Source organism: Photorhabdus australis DSM 17609 (assembly GCF_000711895.1).
Taxonomy (GTDB): Bacteria; Pseudomonadota; Gammaproteobacteria; order Enterobacterales; family Enterobacteriaceae; genus Photorhabdus; species Photorhabdus australis.
The window spans coordinates 68,941-87,627 of sequence record NZ_JONO01000025.1; the positions used below are offsets into that span (position 1 = coordinate 68,941).

Below are 18,687 nucleotides of genomic sequence, written 5' to 3' on the forward strand. Positions count from 1 at the left end.
TTATATAAAAGAAAGTATAAAAGGTGTGGGTTTTATTGTTATTTTTATATATAACAATGTGTTACTTGGTTTCTTGGTGGGAGGGATATTGCAATTCAATTGCTTTACTGACTTTACGGTTTATCTACAAGGTGTTAAATTGATCACGTTTCCGGTAATAAATTGGTAAAAATCATTATAAATAATTCCATTGAGCTATATCAGCCGGAAGCGGGGGATTTATCTGGGCACTGGAACTCAATCGGGCGAGACGTCTTGTACCTTTATATCGAAACGCTGAAGCAGAGACTGGACGCGATAAACCAACTCAGGTTAGAGCGCGCCTCTACCGCCATGAGTGCGGAATTCAAACAGGTATACAGTTTACTGCCAGTATTATTGCATTATCATCATCCGATGATGCCAGGTTACATCAATGGTAATGTTCCCTATGGCGTATGTTTTTTCGAGCATGATGAAGTACAAAAATCTTATCTTATTGATTTAGAGAATAAATTAAATCAATCTATAGAATCACCTGCTAATGGTGAACTTCCCATCACTGGTATCTATTCAATGGGAAGTACTTCGTCAATTGGACAAAGCTGTTGTTCCGATCTGGATATTTGGATATGTCATCAGTCATGGCTTGATAATGATGAGCGTCTTCTACTGCAACGCAAATGTACGCTTATTGAACAATGGGCGGCGGCGCTTGGCATCGAAGTTAATTTTTTTCTTATTGATGAAAACCGCTTTCGTCATAATACCAGCGGTAGTCTTGGTGGTGAGGATTGTGGTTCTACTCAGCATATTCTGTTACTTGATGAATTTTATCGTACTGCTGTACGTATGGCCGGTAAGCGTTTGCTATGGGAGATGGTACCTGTAGAAGAGGAGGGCCATTATGATGAATATGTTTTGTCGCTTTATGCACAAGGTGTTCTGACTCCAAATGAGTGGCTTGATCTTGGTGGATTGGGTGAATTATCCGCTGAAGAATACTTTGGCGCTAGTTTATGGCAACTGTACAAAAGTATCGATTCTCCTTATAAAGCGGTATTGAAGAGCCTGTTATTGGAAGCCTATTCTTGGGAGTATCCCAACGGTAAGTTATTAGCGATGGAGATGAAACAGCGTTTGCACGCGGGTGAAATTGTCTCTTTTGGCCTTGATGCATATAGCATGATGCTTGAACGTGTTACTCGTTATTTGACAGAAATTAATGATACGACTCGCTTGGATCTAATACGTCGATGTTTCTATTTAAAAGTTTGTGAAAAGCTCTCCCTTGATCAAGATGATAAAGGTTGTACCGGCTGGCGGCACCAGGTTCTGACTCAATTGGTATATGAGTGGAAGTGGGATACAGAGCGGCTGGAAATTTTGGATAATCGTAACTCATGGAAAATCGAACAGGTTCGTGACGCTCATAATGAACTGCTTGATACCATGATGCAGAGTTATCGTAACCTTATCCGCTTCGCTCGCCGCAATAATCTGAGTGTCAGTGCCAGTCCACAGGATATTGGTGTACTGACCCGTAAGCTATATGCTGCATTTGAAGCGTTGCCGGGGAAAGTGACGTTAGTTAATCCACAGATTTCGCCGGACTTGTCAGAAAAAAATTTAACATTTATTTATGTTCCTCAAGGACGTGCAAATCGTAGCGGGTGGTATCTCTACAATCAGGCACCAACCATTGAATCAATTGTTGGTCATCAGCCTCTGGAATATAACCGTTATCTGAATAAGCTGGTGTCGTGGACCTATTTTAATGGCTTGTTAACAGAAAAATCCTGTATCCATATTCATAATGGTGAAGCTGAGTGTGATGAGCTGAAATTGCATGAATTAATTAATGATATTTCCGTTCATTTCCCTATCCGTCTGCCAGCTCCGACGCCAAAGGCTCTTTATAGTCCGTGTGAGATTCGCCATCTGGCAATTATTGTCAATCTGGAGAAAGATCCGACTGCTGAGTTCGCCAATCAAGTCGTGCATTTTGATTTCCGTAAACTTGATGTATTCAGCTTTGGTGAATCGCAACAATGTTTGGTTAGCAATATAGACTTACTTTACCGCAACTCATGGAATGAAGTGAGAACTTTACATTTTAGTGGTGAGCAATCTGTTCTGGAAGCACTGAAAACCATTTTGGGAAAAATGCATCAGGATGCTGCGCCACCAGCAGCGGTTGAAGTGTTCTGTTACAGCCAACATTTACGTGGACTTATCCGTACTCGAATCCAGCAACTTGTATCTGAATGTATTGAGTTGCGTTTATCCAGCAATCGCCAGGACCCGGGCCGTTTTAAAGCGTTGCGCATTGCAGGCCAGACCTGGGGGCTTTTCTTTGAACGCCTGAACGTATCTGTGCAAAAGTTAGAAAATGCTGTGGAATTTTATGGGGCAATTTCTAACAACAAATTGCATGGGTTGCCAGTGAAAATCAATACCAAAGAGACACACTTGCCTGCTGTGGTTGATGGTTTTGCCAGCGAAGGGATTATTCAATTTTTCTTCGAAAATACGGAAGATGATAAGGGCTTTAATATTTATATTCTGGATGAAGCCAACCGGGTAGAAATTTACTCTCATTGTGAGGGGAGTAAGGAAGAGCTGGTACGTGATGTCAGTCGGTTTTATTCTTCATCTCATGATCGGTTTACTTACGGATCAAGTTTTATTAATTTTAACTTGCCGCAGTTTTATCAAATTGTCCAAATGGGAGGCCAGGTTCAGGTTATTCCATTCAGCGGATCATCTTTCTCACATTTGAATGTGACGGATGATAGGAAGAACAGTGTAGAAGAGCTACCAGAACTTTATCGTTCTGTATCGCATTATTGATTTACCCCGCTACGCGCTGAGGAATCCCCAGAAAATAGACAGGCATAGCGTTGTGTGATCTACTGATTGTTCCACCAAGTCAATAAGGTCACTTGCTATGCCTGCTCGTAAAGTATGTCACACTTCTTCAAAGATGCTTTAGCGCCGTTTCATAAATATCGTCAGAATGCATTAATCGATGCCACTATGGCTTTTTCTGGGTTCTGGCTCATTATCAAAAGCAGAATATGCTCGTTGTGATGGTTTCTTTTATCTCCATAAAAGACCGAGTAAAGGTAGAAAATTCAAAAAGTAACGATATCGAATGGTGCGAAAATTACAGGTGAAAGATGGACGTTCGGCAGCCATGGAGCCTTGGCTTATTTTTACTAGCATGGATGACTTTAAACCTCGACAGGTCATGAAATTATATAGCCGAAGAATGCAAATAGAGCAAAATTTTAGAGATGAAAAGAGTGAACGATTTGGGTTTTGGCTCAGAGCGAGTTACAATCAAGGCGCTGGTCGCTTATTTGTATTGAGCTTTCTTGCTACGCTAAGTTCGATTGTACTTTGGTTGATTGGGTTTCATGCTGAAAACAAAGGAATACACCTCAGTTATCAAGCCAATAGTATCAAATCAAGAAGAGTCATCTCTTACCTAACATTAGCGGAGAATGTATTACGCCATTCCCCCCGCTAATATTATTTGAAATAGTGCTTAAAAAACACTCAAGCACCTCGCCAAAATCTACCAAAATATGGTTCTGATTTATTAGCGCTGATTTGTGGGGATCCCTCAGCGCTACGCGGGGTATAGGTTACTCATTCAAAACTAAACTGTTCTCCACTTTGTTCAGTGATGGACTGTGCCAGCATGGTGAGGAAATCTCCGCTGCTACGGTCACAAATCCACTGACCATCCTTATAGTCAAAATGATAACCTCCGTTTTTGGTTGCCAGCCAGATTTGATGGAAAGGTTCTTGGCGGTTGATAATAATTTTGCTGTCGTTATCAAAGCTCAGGGTCATGACGCCGCCATTGGTTTCACAGTCAATATCAGCATTGCCATCATAGTTATCCAGTTGCTCTTCAATATAAAGCATCAGTTGGTCAGCTAACTGATGAAATTCACTGTCGTTCATCTTCATTTCCTATTTGCTTTTCGAGGTCTAACTGCGATTATAGAGAATATTGACGTATGAATTACAGGCATTAATGCAATGAAGAAAAAATTACGCGGGTTTTTGGCTATCATAACCTTATTTACACTTTCCGGCTGTGGACTAAAAGGCCCTCTCTATTTTCCACCAGAGCAACCACCGGCAGAAAAAGCGACGACTGCGGTTCAGATACATGCAGATAGTATGCAGCAGAAACAGAAAGTGGGCAGCATCTCTCAGAAATAAGCGAGATAAGCCGGGTAGTTACCGCGGTTTACGGTGGAGCATTATATGCAGTTCTCCAAAATGCATGGTCTTGGTAATGACTTTATGGTCGTTGATGCTGTGACCCAAAATGTTTATTTCTCACCAGAACTGATCTGCCGTTTGGCAAACAGGAATACGGGTATTGGCTTCGATCAATTGTTAATTGTTGAAGCCCCTTATGATCCGGATCTGGATTTCCATTATCGCATTTTTAATTCCGATGGTAGCGAAGTCGCACAATGTGGCAATGGTGCCCGTTGTTTTGCTCGTTTTGTTCGTCTTAAGGGATTAATTAATAAGCGTGAAATTAAAGTGAGTACTCAGTCAGGACATATGGTACTGAGTATCACCAATGATGATCAGGTTTGCGTTAATATGGGGGAACCTGAATTTGAACCCCATAATATACCGTTCCGCGCGTTAAGAGCAGAAAAAACCTACATTTTAAGAGTGATAGAAAAAACGGTTCTTTGTAGTGTTGTTTCTATGGGGAATCCTCACTGCGTGATTCAGGTAGCAGATGTGGAGACTGCCGAAGTGGAAATCTTGGGGCCAGCACTGGAAAGCCACGAAAGATTCCCTGAACGGGCTAATATTGGTTTCATGCAAGTTTTGAACCGAGGTCATATCCGTTTGCGGGTTTATGAACGTGGTGTTGGGGAAACTCAAGCTTGTGGTAGCGGAGCTTGTGCTGCGGTGGTAGTTGGTATTCAACAGCAACTACTCGATAGTAATGTCCAGGTAGATTTGCCGGGAGGTTCGTTGTTTATTTGCTGGGCTGGGCCGGGAAATCCCCTCTATATGACTGGACCGGCAACACATGTTTATGATGGCACAATTCATCTGTGATCGATTCTGTTTTGAACCGTGGGGCATCGGAAGATGGAGAAAAAAGAAGAGCAGTTAAGCATCAATGGTATACCTGATGATCAGACTGTTGTGGATTATTTGTTAGAAAACCCCAATTTTTTTATCCGCAATGCACGTGCCATTGAACAGATACGGGTTCCTCATCCGATAAGGGAAACAGTTTCTTTGGTTGAATGGTATATGAGCCGTCAGAGGACTCGTATTGCTTGTCTGGAAGAAGATATAACTCTGCTAATGGAACGAGCTAGAGTGAATGAACAATTGTTTGAACAGTTGTTTAAGTTACTTGTTGATTTGTTTGCAGCAGCAAGTTTACAGGATATGGTTGGTCGGTTGAGCACATGGGCTAAAAATTTGGAGCTAAATAGCGCAACTATCCGTCTTTTTAGTGATAAATGGCATATTGGAGCACCGTTTAATGCGCCTGATTTAGCACTTTCTCGTCATGCTTTCGAACCAATTCGTATTCAGCGTTTTGGTAATAATAACCACTATCTCGGTATGTTGAATGGACCGGAAATTTTATTGTTGTTGCCACAGGTTCGTCATGTAGGTTCAGTTGCGATTTCTCTACTGGGGGCCAGGGGAGAGTTGGGTATGGTGATATTTAACAGCCGGAATCATCAGCATTATCAGGAGGGCATGGGAACAGACATGCTTGATCATCTGGCGAAGTTATTGCCGGATATATTATCCCGTTGGATTAAACAGATATGACGCAGGAAATTGATCTATTACTGGAGCCGGTTGAGGCATTTCTGCGGTATCTCAGAGTAGAGCGCCGGTTAAGTCCGGTGACTATCATCAATTACCGTCGTCATCTTTCCAGGCTGGTTGAGATGGTTTTAACAATAGGTGTCAGGCAATGGAAAGATCTCGATCCTGGTAAAGTGAGAATGTTGGTAACACGTAGTCGCCGTGCTGGCTTACAGTCAGCTAACCTGTCTTTACGCTTATCTTCTTTACGAAGTTTCCTTGATTGGCAGGTTACTCAGGGTGTGATAGCTGTTAACCCCGGTAAAGCTGTTAGTACACCGGGAACAAAGCGCCACTTACCGAAAAATATTGATGTGGATGAAGTGAACCAACTGTTGAATATCAATTTCAATGATCCATTATCAGTGCGTGACCGGACTATGCTGGAAGTGATGTATGGTGCTGGGTTGCGTTTATCGGAACTGGTTGGTCTTGATTGCCGACATTTGGATCTTGAAAGTGGAGAGGTATGGGTTTCAGGTAAAGGAAGTAAAGAGCGTAAGGTGCCTTTGGGACAGACAGCTGTTGAATGGCTTAATCGTTGGTTTGAGATGCGAGAATTGTTCGAACCGGGGGATAATGCTGTTTTTATCTCAAATAGGGGGCGGAGGATATCAACACGGAATGTACAGCAGCGATTTGCACAGTGGGGCATACATCAGGGAATAAACAGCCATATCCACCCTCATAAATTGCGTCACTCTTTTGCCACTCATATTCTGGAATCTAGCGGTGATTTGCGTGCGGTTCAGGAACTGCTTGGTCATGCCAGCTTGTCTACCACGCAAGTCTATACCCATCTGGATTTTCAGCATTTGACAAAAGTGTATGATGTTGCTCATCCCAGAGCCAAACGGGGGAAATCGTGATGCATTTTTACCGGCCTCTTGCGCCTGTCTTAGCAATGACATTTGATCTGGACGATACCCTTTATGACAATCGCCCAGTGTTAGATAAGGCAGAAGAAGAGGTACTGAATTTTGTACGGCAATACTCACCTAAGTTTAGTCACCTTGATTATCAGGATATGTATGTTTTCCGTGAAGCGATACTTGAGCAATACCCTGATATTTATCATGACATGACTTTATTGCGTTGGCAGTCTGCGGAGCTGATGTTTTGCCATTATGGTTTTAGCCGTGAAGATGCTTGTCGTGGGGCAGATGAGATTATGGCCCATTTTGCACATTGGCGCAGTCAGATTGATGTACCTGAAGCAACACATCAAGCCTTGGCTGTCCTTGCTGAACGGATACCATTGGTAGCTATTACTAATGGTAATGTGGAACCTGCGGCTTGTGGTCTTGCTCGTTATTTTAAATTTGTGTTAAAAGCTGGCCCTGATGGGCGCTCAAAACCTTACAGTGATATGTATTGCTTAGCTGCAGATCGCTTGAGGTTACCGCTTGGACGAATTTTGCATGTCGGTGATGACCTGAATACCGATGTGGAAGGAGCACTTCGTAGTGGTATGCAGGCTTGTTGGATGAATACAGAAAATAAAAAACTCTTGCAGGTAGTTGAAAGTCGCTTGCTGCCACACATTGAGATTTCCGATTTGGCTTCTTTGACAGCATTGATATAATCAAGAAATTATTCTGTATAAAAACATAGCAGCCTTTGGTTGCTGGCTAATCAATTGATGGTAACTATGGACGTCTCCTATCTGCTCGAAAGTCTGAATGACAAACAACGGGAAGCTGTAGCAGCCCTGCGGACAAATATGTTGGTGCTAGCGGGAGCTGGGAGTGGTAAAACCCGGGTTCTGGTACACCGGATTGCCTGGTTATTATCAGTGGAGAATGCTTCACCATTTTCCATTATGGCAGTGACTTTTACCAATAAAGCCGCCGCAGAAATGCGTCACCGGATTGAAAACCTGATCGGAACCAGTCAAGGAGGAATGTGGATTGGTACATTCCATGGTTTGGCTCATCGTTTGTTACGGGCACATCATCTGGATGCCAATCTGCCACAAGATTTTCAGATTCTTGACAGCGAAGATCAGCATCGTCTACTCAGACGCATTATCAAGGCGATGAATTTGGATGATAAACAATGGCCGGCACGTCAGGGGATGTGGTACATCAATAGTAAAAAAGATGAAGGATTGCGGCCACAGCATATTGAAAGTTATGGCAATCCTGTCGAGATGACATGGCATAAAATTTATCTGGCTTACCAGGAAGCTTGTGATCGTGCTGGGCTGGTGGATTTTGCAGAGTTGCTACTACGGGCCCATGAACTATGGCTGAATAAACCGCAGATCTTGCAGCACTACCAGGGTCGATTTACTAATATTTTGGTAGATGAGTTTCAAGATACTAACAGTATTCAATATGCCTGGATTCATTTGCTGGCGGGGGAAACGGGCAAAGTGATGATTGTCGGCGACGATGATCAATCTATTTATGGCTGGCGTGGGGCGCAGGTTGAGAATATTCAGCGTTTTCTGAAAGATTTTTCTGGTGCTGAAACTATTCGTTTGGAGCAAAATTACCGTTCCACCAGTAATATTTTAAAGGTTGCAAATACACTGATTGCCAATAACAGTGATCGTCTGGGTAAAAATCTGTGGACTGATGGTGTAGAGGGTGAACCCATTTCCCTTTATTCTGCATTCAATGAGTTGGATGAAGCTCGCTATGTGGTCAGCCGGATTAAAAACTGGCTTGAAAACGGGGGAGCGCTGAAAAACTGTGCCATACTTTACCGCAGCAACGCCCAGTCTCGAGTACTGGAAGAAGCGCTGTTACAGGCATCAATGCCATACCGTATTTATGGTGGTCAGCGCTTCTTTGAACGTCAGGAAATTAAAGATGCACTAGCTTACTTGCGTTTAATTGCTAATCGCAATGATGATGCAGCGTTTGAACGTGTGGTGAATACGCCAGCTCGTGGCATTGGCGACAGAACGTTGGATATTGTGCGCCAGGCTGCCCGTGAACGACAGCAAACGTTGTGGGACTGTTGTCAAACATTGCTTCAGGAGAAAGTGCTGGCCGGTCGTGCTGCTTCTTCCTTACAGCGCTTTCTTGAGTTGATAGAGGCATTATCGACAGAAACTGAAGATATGCCATTGCATATTCAGACTGACAGGGTTATTCGTGATTCTGGCCTGTGGACGATGTATCAGCAAGAAAAAGGTGAGAAAGCGCAGGCGCGTATTGAAAACCTTGAAGAACTTGTCACTGCAACTCGCCAGTTTAGTTATCAAGATGAGGACGAAGATCTGATGCCATTGCAGGCATTTCTTTCTCATGCCGCATTGGAATCAGGGGACGGTCAGGCAGATGACTGTCAGGATTCGGTGCAACTGATGACATTACATTCGGCTAAAGGGCTAGAATTCCCACAGGTGTTTATTGTAGGAATGGAAGAGGGTATGTTCCCAAGCCAGATGTCGATTGAAGAAGGTGGACGTTTGGAAGAAGAACGTCGTTTGGCTTATGTGGGCCTAACACGAGCAATGGAAAAGTTGACAATTACTTATGCAGAAAGCCGCCGTTTATATGGCAAAGAAGTTTATCATCGGCCATCCCGTTTTATTGGGGAGCTGCCACCAGAATGTATTGAAGAGGTTCGGTTACGTGCGACAGTATCTCGTCCAATTAGTCATCGTCGGTTAGGTACACAAATAAGTTCCAATGATAGCGGTTATGCTCTGGGACAACGTGTTCGCCACTCTAAATTTGGTGAAGGAACCATTGTTAATATTGAGGGGAATGGTGAGCATAGCCGGTTGCAAATTGCGTTTCAGGGAGAAGGGATTAAGTGGTTGGTAGCTGCTTATGCCCGGCTTGAAACGGTCTGAAAATAATATCCAGGTTGAATGTTGACACGCTTTTTCTTCTAAGCGTAACATTCGCGCCCTACGATCACGTAGGGAGTAAAGGAGACTTATGATACATGCTGAGCGCATTTAAGTTAGAGAATAATCGCCTGCTCCGTCTTGAATTAGAAGAGGGAGAAAAGTTATCCGATTCTTTGTGGGTAGATTTGGTCGAGCCGGAAGAACGAGATAGGCTTCATGTCCAAAATGAACTAGGTCAAATTTTGGCAACCCGACCGGAATTGGATGATATTGAGGCATCAGCGCGTTTTTTTGAAGATGAAGATGGGATACACGTCCATTCATTTTTTTATTTTGAAGACGCAGAAGACCATGCTGGCAACGCAACCGTTGCATTTACTATTCGTGATGGTCGTCTCTATACATTGCGAGAGCGTGAACTCCCTGCATTCCGATTGTATCGCATGCGTGCTCGTAATCAGATATTAGTCGATGGTAATGCCTATGAAGTGCTGATGGACTTGTTTGAAACAAAAATCGAGCAGTTGGCTGATGTTATCGAAAATATTTACAGCGTGCTGGAATCCCTGAGCCGAGTCATTATGGAAGGAAAGCAGGGGGATGAGTTTGATATTGCCTTGTCCAGCCTTGCTGAGCAGGAAGATATTGGTTGGAAGGTTCGTTTGTGCCTTATGGATACTCAGCGGGCGCTTAACTTTTTGGTGCGACGTGCCCGTTTACCGGCTGATCAACTTGAGCAAGCCCGTGAAATACTGCGGGATATCGAATCCTTGTTGCCACATAATGAATCCTTGTTCCAAAAAGTTAACTTCCTGATGCAGGCAGCGATGGGTTTTATCAATATAGAGCAGAGCCGGATTATCAAAATCTTCTCAGTTGTTTCAGTGGTATTTTTGCCGCCAACTCTGGTGGCTTCCAGTTATGGTATGAACTTTGAGTTTATGCCAGAACTGCACTGGCCATTTGGTTATCCGGGCGCAATTGGTTTAATGATTGCGGCTGGCCTTGCGCCGTATCTTTATTTTAAGCGGAAGAATTGGCTTTAGTTCAATTACAGATTACCGACAAAATGCTGGTTTTTTTATCCGGCATTTTGTTTTAATCAAGCTCTGTTCACCGGATAATGAAGTTTTATTATGATCTAGGCAACTATTAATACCACTTGTGTTGTATAAAGATGAATTGAATATGGCATTAGTGAATAAAATGATATCTATTTTTTAATCATATTTACTGCCATTGTTTTTATTTATTTTATTTTTTAACAAAAGAAAATAGCCAATTGATTATAAGGAAATATCATGGCAAAAGCCTGCTAATCTGATTAATGTAAAAAGTTCTTCTACACTTTTAAGTTTGTGATAATAGTTCATTAAGATGTTGTTTAATACAGATGATACAAAGTGCTCAGATATCAAATATAGCGTGATGTTTATAATGTTCCTGTGTCGAAATCATATTGATTGAAAAAGATATAACGTTAAGTGATGTCAATAAACATCCTTACAAGAAAACGCACGTGGTAAATGTGGGTATAATTTAATATACCGAATGAACTTCAAGATGCTTGAGTTGTCAGACATAAAAACATTTAAATTCAACAGCATAGTCGTTTTTCAAACATGCACTTTGAAGTATCTTGAGTATATACAATTAGAGTAGATATTAAAAATGAAGTGAATGACTTATTAAATAACAAGTCGAATACGTATTTTGGCAGAAAGGTGGTTCCTCTTGATAAGATGGTTTTTTTAAATCTGATTAATCAATTAGTAACTTGTTTTTATATTATAGAGGTCTAAAAACTAAATTAAGCTCTGACTAGAGAATTGTTTTTTTATATATTCTGCCATTTTTATAAACCAAGAACCTATTTTTTCGATGTCATGACTGAGAGAAACTGTATGATTTTAAGCTTTTCTATGAATGTATTTATATTGATAGAAGGAAGTAGGTCTGTGGCACTAATATAATTATATTTTTGATTGATGTTAAATAAATTTTTTTGTCGTCATTTTAATTTGGATGTATTTTATTTTGTTTATATTGAGGTTTTTATTAACATACAACTTTAGAACAGTAGTTTTCATATTAAATATATAAACATGATTGGTGAAATAAAAGGTATTTTTATTGAGGAAATAGTATTTAGTTATTAAAAAATAAAGTTAATGCAGAGACAGAGAGAATTAATATAGAGAATATAATTACATTGTGATGATATTCTTTGTTCTTCTCATCAAATGAATAACTTGTGCTCATTAGGAAATTCACAGAATAAAATGGTATCTGTAGCTTATTTCATTGTGCACACCTAATCATACAAATTGCCGTCCCCAATTGAGTATATTTTTCCCCAAACGTTCAAAGCCAAGAGCAATATAAAACCCTTTAGCTTGAGGATTAGACAGTACCCGCAATAATGTTCCTCCTTTTGTATGAACGTTATTCAATGCTGTTCGTACCAATTGCTTGCCAATACCTTGATGCCAAAAAGCCGGTTCAATAAATAATCCATCAAGTTCTGAATTTCCATCAGATTGCGGCAATACAACACTGAATCCTAGAATTACGCCAGTTTGTTCCGCAATATAAATATATCCCGCGGCAATATATTCTGTAAGGAGTTCTACCATGTGGGGATTTGCTAATAATAACTTGCAATCATTTTCCCTCATCAGAGAGGCACGTAACTGAAGTGCCTCAGGGGTAATTTGTTCTGTTGTTTTGGCTAATCTGATTTCATTACTTTTGCTATCTCGGCGATTTACGCTGTGTATACACGGCATCCAATGTAAACAGCACTAATGCAGCCCAGATAAAGCCGAAAGTAATCAGCCGATCGGTACCTATTTGTTCACCGTAAACCAAGGTTGCTAGCAGGAACATCAGTGTTGGGCCGACATACTGGAAGAATCCGAGAGTAGATAGGCGCAGGTGAGCAGCAGCTTCTGTGAATAACAGTAGTGGCACAGTAGTAATAATGCCCGCAGCAATCAGCAATAAATTAAGTGTTGCTGGGTTAGAACTTAAATCACTGGTTGGGGTGGCAGCAAAACCAAATAAATAAGTGGCTGCAATCGGCAGTAACCACAATGTTTCAATCGTCATGCCTGTTTGCGCATCAACATTCATTTTCTTACGAAGCAGGGCATACAAGGCAAAAGTGACCGCTAAACTTAAGCCAATAACTGGTATAGAACCAAATTGCCATAGCTGGATTAACACGCCGGTAAAAGCCAGAATAACAGCAGTCCATTGCATTCGACGGAAACGTTCACTCAAAAACAACATACCAAACAAAACGTTAACCAGTGGGCTAATAAAATAACCTAAACTGGCCTCCAACATATGACCGTGGTTTACAGCCCAGATGTAAATCAGCCAGTTACAGGCAACCACGGTAGCAGTCACGGCTAGCAATAACACTTTTTTAGGTTGATGAAAAACCTTGGCTACCTGTGACCAGTGGCGAGTTAATGTTACCAGCAACAACATAAAGAAAAATGACCATATGACACGATGGGTCAAAATTTCGTCTGCAGGTACTTGCTGGATATATTTAAAATAAACTGGAGCGATCCCCCAGATAAAGCAGGCTCCGAAGGCGTATAGAACTCCTTTGGTAGTTTGTGGTTTGTTCATATTATCCTGATGCAAATATAAGGTGGAAAAAGTGTAATGAGCTTTTAGCCCGTTGTTAACGTGGAAATAATATGTCACCGGGCTGAATATTACGCAATGGATTAAATAGTTAAAATTATATGATTAGCCAACCAGATAAGCTGCCGTTACGCTGGCAATATGGGCTCTCTGTTCATTATGGAGTTCAGCTCTGGCAACAGAAACTTTATTTCCACTACGGATAATACTACTGGTAGCAGTAAAGAGTTCACCTCTACCGGGACGTAGATAATCTACCCGCAAATCAATAGTTCCCATTGTTGATAATCGCTTTTCTAATTCTTCTCGTGAAATAGGGGCCAGACGGCTTAACGTATTACCGATGCAGACCAGTCCTGCACATACATCCAAGACAGAGGCAATCACACCACCATGTAAAATTTTCTGTGCGATATTACCCACCAGTTTACTCTGATTATGGAATTGTATTTCTGCATAATCCTGTTCAAATCGAAGTAACTCAAGCCCTAATAACTGGTTAAAGGGCATATGGTGAACAAAAGCATCCCCAATCAGTTGGCGGGCTTCTTCTAGGGTTATTTCAGTTGTAGGCATTTAATTTAATCCCAAATCAAGGTATGTGTTGTTAACATGACTTTATATAGTTAATAGATTGTTAATATTATGCTTTTGTTGCTAACCTTGCCAGTTTGCCAGGAATATAGAGTAATAACCTGAGAAAAATCAAATTACTAAATAATATGATTAGATGTAACTTGGCAAATTGAAACAGACAGAAACCTCGATGTTGGGTTTAACTGACTGAAAACAGACTATTTCACATTTAAAAGTATGGGAGTCAACTAATTAACTTCGGGGAAAGGGAAATAGTCAAAGATTTGTCCCTGACTGTGTTGGTATCGAACTGATTGTTCAATGACATGCTGTAATTATTCCAAGAGTGAGATAGCATAATGCCCAGACGTTATTGAATAATGTCTGTGATTTTTTAATGATTGAGGAAAAGCGTGTCTACCGCAGAAGTCATCAATACGATATCACTGACAGAGCAGGTATTGCGGGAAACCTTTGGTTATCAGCAATTTCGGCCTGGTCAGCAACAAGTTATCAATACCATTCTTGAAGGGCGTGATTGTCTGGTTATTATGCCGACGGGAGGTGGTAAATCATTGTGTTACCAAATTCCGGCACTGATACAGGAAGGCGTCACTTTGGTTGTTTCCCCATTGATCTCTTTGATGAAAGATCAGGTGGATCAATTACAGGCGAATGGGGTTGCAGCTGATTGTTTGAATTCAGCTCAGGCTCGCGAACAGCAGATTGATGTGATCCGACGCTGCCGTCAGGGAATGGTCAAATTGCTGTATATCGCTCCTGAGCGCTTGATGATGGATAACTTCCTTGAGCAACTTCTGGAATGGCGGCCGGCTATGCTGGCGGTGGATGAAGCACATTGTATTTCACAGTGGGGCCATGATTTTCGGCCTGAATATCGGGCGTTGGGTCAGCTCAGGCAACGGTTTCCAACATTACCTGTCATTGCGCTGACCGCGACCGCTGATGAAACCACCCGTAATGATATCGTCCGACTACTAAACCTTAATAATCCTCTCATCCATATCAGCAGCTTTGATCGCCCTAATATTCGTTATACCTTGATAGAAAAATACAAGCCATTAGATCAATTATGGCTATTTATTCGTGCTCAGAAAGGTAAAAGTGGCATCATTTACTGCAACAGCCGCAGTAAAGTTGAAGAAACGTCAGAGCGCTTACAAAAACGTGGCTTAAGTGTTGCACCATATCATGCTGGGCTAGATAACAGTCAACGAGCTAGGGTACAGGACGCATTTCAACGTGATGATTTACAGGTTGTTGTGGCAACAGTCGCGTTTGGTATGGGAATTAATAAACCCAATGTTAGGTTTGTGGTTCATTTTAATATTCCACGCAACATTGAATCCTATTATCAGGAGACAGGGCGTGCCGGACGTGATGGATTACCTGCGGAAGCGGTGCTGTTCTATGATCCAGCTGATATGGTATGGCTTCGCCGTTGTTTGGAGGAAAAACCTGCTGGCACGCAGCAGGATATTGAACGGCATAAACTTAATGCAATGGGCGCTTTTGCCGAAGCGCAAACTTGCCGCCGCTTGGTATTGCTGAATTATTTTGGTGAAAATAAGCAAAACCTTTGCGGCAACTGTGATATTTGCCTTGATCCGCCTAAAAATTATGAGGGTCTGGTGGATGCACAAAAAGCGCTTTCTTGTGTTTACCGGGTTGGTCAGCGCTTTGGTATCGGTTATATCGTTGAAGTGCTCAGAGGTTCGAATAATCAACGTATCCGTGACATGGGGCATGACCGCTTGCCAGTTTATGGTATTGGTAAAGAGCAAAGTCAGGAGTATTGGATCAGTGTATTGCGGCAACTGATTCACTTAGGCTTTATCAGTCAAAACATCACCAATTATTCTGCATTACAATTAACAGAAGCAGCACGACCAGTATTGCGTGGTGAAGTTTCGTTGAAACTAGCTGTTCCACGAATACAGAGTTTGAAAGGGCGCAGTCAGCAAAGTAAATCTTATAGTGGTAATTATGATCGCAAACTGTTTGCTAAACTGCGTAAATTGCGAAAATCGATTGCTGACGAAAATAATATCCCTCCTTTTGTTGTATTTAATGATGTCACTTTGATTGAAATGTCAGAGCAATGTCCGGTCACTGCTGATGAGATGTTATTAATCAATGGAGTAGGGCAACGGAAACTTGAACGTTTTGGTGGTGTTTTTATGGCGTTGATCCATGAACATCTGGAGGAATTCGAATAGCTTGAGGACAATTTATGACGCCCGAAAGATTGAAAGAAAGCTGGCTCAATCGTGAGATACAGTTCTCTGCTTTTGCTAACGGGCCTTTATTGGATTTCTGGCAATCCAGAGAAGAATGCGAGTTTATCGGTGTTGATAATGTGCTGATACGCTATGTCCGTTTTTGTACAACAACAAAGAATCATAGAGCGGTTGTTATCTTACCGGGTCGTAGTGAAAGTTATGTTAAATACCCGGAAGTCGCATTTGATTTTTACCACCTTGGTTATGATGTTTTTATTGTTGATCATCGTGGGCAGGGGCGATCCAGCAGGATGCTTGAAGATCCACAAAAAGGGCATGTAGAAAAATTTAATGATTATATTGATGATATTGAAACGTTTATAGAAAAAGATATTTTCCCTCGCCATTATTCTCACTGTTATGCTCTGGCCCATTCCATGGGAGCGGCAATATTAGGGGGATTCTTATTACGTCACAGCCAGGTTTTTGATGCAGCAGCGCTGTGTGCACCTATGTTTGGTATTAGCTTGCCAATGCCACGTTGGTTAGCTGCCTTTCTGGTAAACCGGGCAGAAAAATATCCGGACAGACGCAATAATTATGCGGTATTGACTGGGAAATGGCGTCCGTTGCCTTATTTGATAAACCTTCTGACACATAGCCGTGAGCGTTATTGCCGCTACCTTCGTTATTACACGGATTACCCAGAATTACGTATAGGCGGTCCAACATACCATTGGATGAGGGAAAGTATGCGGGTTGGCGACATGCTGATAGAAAAAGCAGGAAAAATTGAGACTCCCCTGATGGTTTTAAAAGCCAGTGAAGATAAGGTCATTAATAATCAAAAATTACGGGCTTTTTGTAAATCACGCCAGAAAGAAGAGGTTTTCATTAAAGAGCCGCTACCTTTGATTATACAGGGGGCACATCATGAAATCCTGTTTGAAAAAGATGAATTACGTAGTCAGGCACTCAACGCCATTTGTGATTTTTTTGATCAAAATTGATTTAATTTAGGAACTATAACTATGTATCACATTGTTGCTTCAGATTTAGATGGCACTTTGCTGTCTCCTGATCACAAATTAACTTCTCACACCAAGGAAACGCTTAATTTACTGACAAACAAAGGCATTCATTTTATTTTTGCTACTGGGCGTCATCATGTGGATGTTGCGCAAATCCGTGACAGTCTTGGTATTAACGCCTATATGATCACTTCCAATGGTGCCCGGGTGCACGATACCGCGGGCGAACTGGTTTTCAGTCACAATGTTGATCCTGATATTGTGCATGATTTGTGTCTAATGGAGTTTGAGAATCCTAATATTCTGACGAATTATTACTGTAATGACGACTGGTATATGAATCGTGAAAGTCCTGAGCAGGAAGCATTTTTCCAGGAGTCAGTATTTCATTATCAGCTTTTTGAGCGTGATAATTTTAAGACTGATGGTGTGTGCAAAGTTTACTTTACTTGTGAAGATCATGATTTATTGATCTCTCTGGAGGAAGCAATTAACGCACGTTGGGGTGACAGAGTAAATGTGAGTTTCTCGTTGCGTAGTTGTCTGGAGGTTATGGCTGGTGGAGTTTCCAAAGGTCACGCACTTGAGCAGGTTGCTAAATCGATGGGTTATAAATTAAGTGATTGCATAGCTTTTGGTGATGGGATGAATGATCTGGAAATGCTAATGGCGGCAGGTAAGGGCTGTATTATGCGGGATGCTCACCAACGTTTGAAAGATATCTTGCCAGATATGGATGTGATTGGCTCAAATGCGGATGATGCTGTTTCCCGTTATTTATGCAAAATGTACCAGGTTTAATTGGTCAGTCATCATTAAGCGCTATTGGCTCAGATTACTGGTGAAAATGTGAGTTCTTTAATAGGGCATTTAATGAGTAACTGCCTTTTCAAATCAAGCCGTGCGGATAGATGTATCCCGCGGTTTTTTGTTTTTACTATTGCCCTGAGGAAAAATCAGAGGGTTTTAAAATCTGGAAAAAGGGTAAACGTATCACGAAGAAACAGGTAAAAGCTTTAATCATTAAAGGTAAAATAGAAATGATTAAAGTTTTTTAAGTAGATAAAAAATGCAGTTTTTAAGTTTATTTAAAAATGACGAATTAACAAACAAGAATATCAATCACAAATTTATTTTTATCGGTGATTAATTTAACCTCAGTTTTGTTTAAGCATTGCAATTTCATGGTCACGTAAACCTAAGCTCGGCTTTTTGGGTTGGGATGTATAAGCAATGATATAAGCAATGAGTCCTGATACAACCTCCAGTAAAAAGCCGGCTACGCTCCGATGTCTTGAATGCTCTATCTGAGAAATATTTTTCAATTGGTCATTCACTGTCTCTATTAAAAAACGTTTTCTTAACATGGCCTTGTCCCAAAGGGATAAAAATTTGCCCTTCATATTACGGCGAACATTCGTGATTAATGTAATTCCTTCAGCTTTTAGTTCATCGCATAACGCTTGCGATAAATACCCTTTGTCGCCATAGA

Annotated in this window: 17 protein-coding genes; 12 read left to right on the forward strand and 5 right to left on the reverse strand. The window is 41.3% G+C overall.

Annotated elements, in window-relative coordinates:
- Positions 1 to 255: 255 nt before the first annotated feature.
- Together BO26_RS08695 and BO26_RS08700 are read left to right on the forward strand one after the other, a co-directional pair.
- A complete protein-coding gene (locus BO26_RS08695) occupies positions 256 to 2,832 on the forward strand; it encodes a class I adenylate cyclase (protein ID WP_036770882.1) in 2,577 nt (858 codons plus the stop codon).
- A gap of 322 nt (positions 2,833 to 3,154) precedes the next feature.
- Positions 3,155 to 3,514 carry a transposase gene (locus BO26_RS08700; protein ID WP_420864696.1) on the forward strand — a complete coding sequence of 120 codons (360 nt, stop codon included), beginning with the start codon at positions 3,155 to 3,157 and terminating at the stop codon, positions 3,512 to 3,514.
- Between the two features lie 122 nt (positions 3,515 to 3,636).
- Here BO26_RS08700 and cyaY read toward each other — a convergent pair whose 3' ends face one another.
- A complete protein-coding gene (cyaY, locus tag BO26_RS08705) occupies positions 3,637 to 3,957 on the reverse strand; it encodes an iron donor protein CyaY (RefSeq protein ID WP_036770866.1) in 321 nt (106 codons plus the stop codon).
- 78 nt (positions 3,958 to 4,035) lie between these two features.
- On the opposite strand from cyaY, the gene lptM reads away from it, so the two are divergent.
- The 7 genes from lptM (at position 4,036) to corA (ending at position 10,728) form a co-directional block, all read left to right on the forward strand.
- Positions 4,036 to 4,221, forward strand: a complete 186-nt coding sequence (lptM, locus tag BO26_RS08710) for an LPS translocon maturation chaperone LptM (protein WP_036770867.1) — start codon at positions 4,036 to 4,038, stop codon at positions 4,219 to 4,221.
- 45 nt (positions 4,222 to 4,266) lie between these two features.
- Positions 4,267 to 5,091 carry a diaminopimelate epimerase gene (dapF, locus tag BO26_RS08715; protein WP_036770868.1) on the forward strand — a complete coding sequence of 275 codons (825 nt, stop codon included), beginning with the start codon at positions 4,267 to 4,269 and terminating at the stop codon, positions 5,089 to 5,091.
- 33 nt (positions 5,092 to 5,124) lie between these two features.
- The gene (locus tag BO26_RS08720; protein WP_036770870.1) at positions 5,125 to 5,829 is read left to right on the forward strand and encodes a DUF484 domain-containing protein; all 705 of its coding nucleotides are present in this window, start codon (positions 5,125 to 5,127) and stop codon (positions 5,827 to 5,829) included.
- Positions 5,826 to 6,737 (forward strand): tyrosine recombinase XerC, encoded by a 912-nt coding sequence (gene xerC, locus BO26_RS08725; RefSeq protein ID WP_036770871.1) that lies wholly within the window; start codon positions 5,826 to 5,828, stop codon positions 6,735 to 6,737. Before BO26_RS08720 ends, xerC begins: the two co-directional genes overlap by 4 nt.
- On the forward strand, positions 6,737 to 7,453 hold the full coding sequence (gene yigB, locus BO26_RS08730) for a 5-amino-6-(5-phospho-D-ribitylamino)uracil phosphatase YigB (RefSeq protein ID WP_036770872.1): 717 nt from the start codon (positions 6,737 to 6,739) through the stop codon (positions 7,451 to 7,453). Before xerC ends, yigB begins: the two co-directional genes overlap by 1 nt.
- A 66-nt stretch (positions 7,454 to 7,519) precedes the next feature.
- Positions 7,520 to 9,682, forward strand: coding sequence for a DNA helicase II (gene uvrD, locus BO26_RS08735; RefSeq protein WP_110882721.1), 2,163 nt, complete (start codon positions 7,520 to 7,522; stop codon positions 9,680 to 9,682).
- 95 nt (positions 9,683 to 9,777) lie between these two features.
- Entirely contained in the window at positions 9,778 to 10,728 is a 951-nt protein-coding gene (corA, locus tag BO26_RS08740) for a magnesium/cobalt transporter CorA (RefSeq protein ID WP_015836191.1), read from the forward strand.
- A 1,272-nt stretch (positions 10,729 to 12,000) separates the two neighbouring features.
- Here the strand turns inward: corA and BO26_RS08745 are convergent.
- The 3 genes from BO26_RS08745 to BO26_RS08755 all read right to left on the reverse strand — a co-directional run bounded on the left by BO26_RS08745 (position 12,001) and on the right by BO26_RS08755 (position 13,921).
- The gene (locus BO26_RS08745) at positions 12,001 to 12,318 is read right to left on the reverse strand and encodes a GNAT family N-acetyltransferase (RefSeq protein ID WP_051690917.1); all 318 of its coding nucleotides are present in this window, start codon (positions 12,316 to 12,318) and stop codon (positions 12,001 to 12,003) included.
- A 118-nt stretch (positions 12,319 to 12,436) separates the two neighbouring features.
- Positions 12,437 to 13,327 (reverse strand): EamA family transporter RarD, encoded by an 891-nt coding sequence (rarD, locus tag BO26_RS08750; RefSeq protein ID WP_036770873.1) that lies wholly within the window; start codon positions 13,325 to 13,327, stop codon positions 12,437 to 12,439.
- Between the two features lie 123 nt (positions 13,328 to 13,450).
- On the reverse strand, positions 13,451 to 13,921 hold the full coding sequence (locus BO26_RS08755; protein ID WP_036770874.1) for a thioesterase family protein: 471 nt from the start codon (positions 13,919 to 13,921) through the stop codon (positions 13,451 to 13,453).
- 413 nt (positions 13,922 to 14,334) lie between these two features.
- Between BO26_RS08755 and recQ the strand changes: the two genes are divergently transcribed.
- The 3 genes from recQ to yigL are packed head-to-tail and all read left to right on the forward strand — an operon-like array spanning position 14,335 to position 17,996.
- Entirely contained in the window at positions 14,335 to 16,161 is a 1,827-nt protein-coding gene (gene recQ / locus BO26_RS08760; protein ID WP_036770875.1) for an ATP-dependent DNA helicase RecQ, read from the forward strand.
- A gap of 14 nt (positions 16,162 to 16,175) precedes the next feature.
- Complete coding sequence (gene pldB, locus BO26_RS08765) at positions 16,176 to 17,174, forward strand: lysophospholipase L2 (RefSeq protein ID WP_036770877.1); 999 nt, start codon at positions 16,176 to 16,178, stop codon at positions 17,172 to 17,174.
- A 21-nt stretch (positions 17,175 to 17,195) separates the two neighbouring features.
- Positions 17,196 to 17,996 carry a sugar/pyridoxal phosphate phosphatase YigL gene (gene yigL / locus BO26_RS08770; protein ID WP_036770878.1) on the forward strand — a complete coding sequence of 267 codons (801 nt, stop codon included), beginning with the start codon at positions 17,196 to 17,198 and terminating at the stop codon, positions 17,994 to 17,996.
- 356 nt (positions 17,997 to 18,352) lie between these two features.
- On the opposite strand, the gene BO26_RS08775 is transcribed toward yigL, so the two are convergent.
- Positions 18,353 to 18,687: transposase (locus tag BO26_RS08775; RefSeq protein WP_036770886.1), on the reverse strand; the 335-nt coding region annotated here is incomplete at its 5' end.

Coding starts and splice junctions, on each gene's coding strand:
- yigL (WP_036770878.1), top strand. CDS start 17,196: ATGTATCACATTGTTGCTTCAGATTTAGATGGCACTTTGCTGTCTCCT.
- yigB (WP_036770872.1), top strand. CDS start 6,737: ATGCATTTTTACCGGCCTCTTGCGCCTGTCTTAGCAATGACATTTGAT.
- cyaY (WP_036770866.1), bottom strand. CDS start 3,957: ATGAACGACAGTGAATTTCATCAGTTAGCTGACCAACTGATGCTTTAT.
- BO26_RS08755 (WP_036770874.1), bottom strand. CDS start 13,921: ATGCCTACAACTGAAATAACCCTAGAAGAAGCCCGCCAACTGATTGGG.
- corA (WP_015836191.1), top strand. CDS start 9,778: ATGCTGAGCGCATTTAAGTTAGAGAATAATCGCCTGCTCCGTCTTGAA.
- pldB (WP_036770877.1), top strand. CDS start 16,176: ATGACGCCCGAAAGATTGAAAGAAAGCTGGCTCAATCGTGAGATACAG.
- uvrD (WP_110882721.1), top strand. CDS start 7,520: ATGGACGTCTCCTATCTGCTCGAAAGTCTGAATGACAAACAACGGGAA.
- rarD (WP_036770873.1), bottom strand. CDS start 13,327: ATGAACAAACCACAAACTACCAAAGGAGTTCTATACGCCTTCGGAGCC.
- lptM (WP_036770867.1), top strand. CDS start 4,036: ATGAAGAAAAAATTACGCGGGTTTTTGGCTATCATAACCTTATTTACA.
- BO26_RS08720 (WP_036770870.1), top strand. CDS start 5,125: ATGGAGAAAAAAGAAGAGCAGTTAAGCATCAATGGTATACCTGATGAT.
- dapF (WP_036770868.1), top strand. CDS start 4,267: ATGCAGTTCTCCAAAATGCATGGTCTTGGTAATGACTTTATGGTCGTT.
- xerC (WP_036770871.1), top strand. CDS start 5,826: ATGACGCAGGAAATTGATCTATTACTGGAGCCGGTTGAGGCATTTCTG.
- BO26_RS08745 (WP_051690917.1), bottom strand. CDS start 12,318: ATGGTAGAACTCCTTACAGAATATATTGCCGCGGGATATATTTATATT.